Here is a 2,091-nt window from a genome sequence, read left to right as displayed (position 1 = left end):
TGTAGTCTCAGGCAGACTTCCCTCGACTTCGCTCGGGGATAAACTTCTCGTCTGTCTTCGACTTTGTAGTCTCAGGCAGACTTCCCTCGACTTCGCTCGGGATAAACTTCTCGTCTGTCTTCGACTTTGTAGTCTCAGGCAGACTTCCCTCGACTTCGCTCGGGATAAACTTCTCGTCTGTCTTCGACTTTGTAGTCTCAGGCAGACTTCCCTCGACTTCGCTCGGGATAAACTTCTCGTCTGTCTTCGACTTTGTAGTCTCAGGCAGACTCGAACTGCCGACCTCTACATTATCAGTGTAGCGCTCTAACCAGCTGAGCTATGAGACTCTTTTTTCGATGTATGTTGTATATTGAATATTGTATAATGTCATTTCCAACATTCCCAATATACAGTATACACTATACATTTTTTTATAAAAGATATATTTAAATTGACAGCGAATCAAGACAAGAAAAAACTCTGAGGTCTTCCTTGTATAGCAATTGCGAATGCCCTACTTAAAAAGGCAATTCTCTAGAAAGGAGGTGTTCCAGCCGCACCTTCCGGTACGGCTACCTTGTTACGACTTAGCCCCAGTTACCAGCTTCACCCTAGGCCGCTCCTTGCGGTGACGGACTTCAGGTGCTTCCAGCTTCCATGGCTTGACGGGCGGTGTGTACAAGGCCCGGGAACGTATTCACCGCATCATGGCTGATATGCGATTACTAGCGATTCCAGCTTCACGGAGTCGAGTTGCAGACTCCGATCCGAACTGAGATAGGGTTTATAGATTCGCTCCTGGTTGCCCAGTGGCTGCTCTCTGTCCCTACCATTGTAGCACGTGTGTGGCCCAGGACGTAAGGGCCGTGATGATTTGACGTCATCCCCACCTTCCTCACAGTTTGCACTGGCAGTCTTGTTAGAGTTCCCGACACTACTCGCTGGCAACTAACAACAGGGGTTGCGCTCGTTATAGGACTTAACCTGACACCTCACGGCACGAGCTGACGACAACCATGCAGCACCTTGTAATTTGTCTTGCGAAAGATCTGTTTCCAAATCGGTCAAACTACATTTAAGCCCTGGTAAGGTTCCTCGCGTATCATCGAATTAAACCACATGCTCCACCGCTTGTGCGGGCCCCCGTCAATTCCTTTGAGTTTCATTCTTGCGAACGTACTCCCCAGGTGGGTTACTTATCACTTTCGCTTAGCCACTCAGGATTGCTCCCGAACAGCTAGTAACCATCGTTTACGGCGTAGACTACCAGGGTATCTAATCCTGTTCGCTACCTACGCTTTCGTCCATCAGCGTCAATGACTTATTAGTGATCTGCCTTCGCAATCGGTGTTCTATGTAATATCTATGCATTTCACCGCTACACTACATATTCCAACCACTTCATAAGTATTCAAGAACAACAGTATCAATGGCAATTCTATGGTTGAGCCACAGACTTTCACCGCTGACTGATTGTCCCGCCTACGGACCCTTTAAACCCAATGATTCCGGATAACGCTTGGATCCTCCGTATTACCGCGGCTGCTGGCACGGAGTTAGCCGATCCTTATTCGCAGAGTACCGTCAAGCTCCTACACGTAGGAGTGTTTCTTCCTCTGTAAAAGCAGTTTACAACCCATAGGGCCGTCTTCCTGCACGCGGCATGGCTGGATCAGGCTCCCGCCCATTGTCCAATATTCCTCACTGCTGCCTCCCGTAGGAGTCTGGTCCGTGTCTCAGTACCAGTGTGGGGGATCTCCCTCTCAGGACCCCTATCTATCGTAGCCATGGTAAGCCGTTACCTTACCATCTAGCTAATAGAACGCATACTCATCTTATAGCCATAAATGTTTAATTATTAAATAATGCTATTCAATAATACTATGGGGCATTAATCCAAATTTCTCTGGGCTATTTCCCTCTATAAGGTAGATTGTATACGCGTTACGCACCCGTGCGCCGGTCGTCAGCGGTGCAAGCACCCTGTTACCCCTCGACTTGCATGTGTTAAGCCTGCCGCTAGCGTTCATCCTGAGCCAGGATCAAACTCTTCATCGTTAATCTTTAAATAATGTAACAATTACTAAGATCAATTTTATAACGATAGAT

At 47.7% G+C, this 2,091-nt stretch carries 1 tRNA gene and 1 rRNA gene; both read right to left on the bottom strand.

The features are described 5' to 3' along the window. Positions 1-255: 255 nt before the first annotated feature. Positions 256-329 (bottom strand) — tRNA-Ile (locus tag GILLI_RS14200). 191 nt (positions 330-520) lie between these two features. Next, positions 521-2,040 (bottom strand): 16S ribosomal RNA (locus GILLI_RS14195). Between the last annotated feature and the right edge of the window lie 51 nt (positions 2,041-2,091).

It is taken from the genome of Gillisia limnaea DSM 15749 (genome assembly GCF_000243235.1).
Lineage (GTDB): Bacteria > Bacteroidota > Bacteroidia > Flavobacteriales > Flavobacteriaceae > Gillisia > Gillisia limnaea.
Note: the sequence above shows the minus strand (reverse complement) of the source record. Positions and strands in the feature narration are given on the sequence as shown.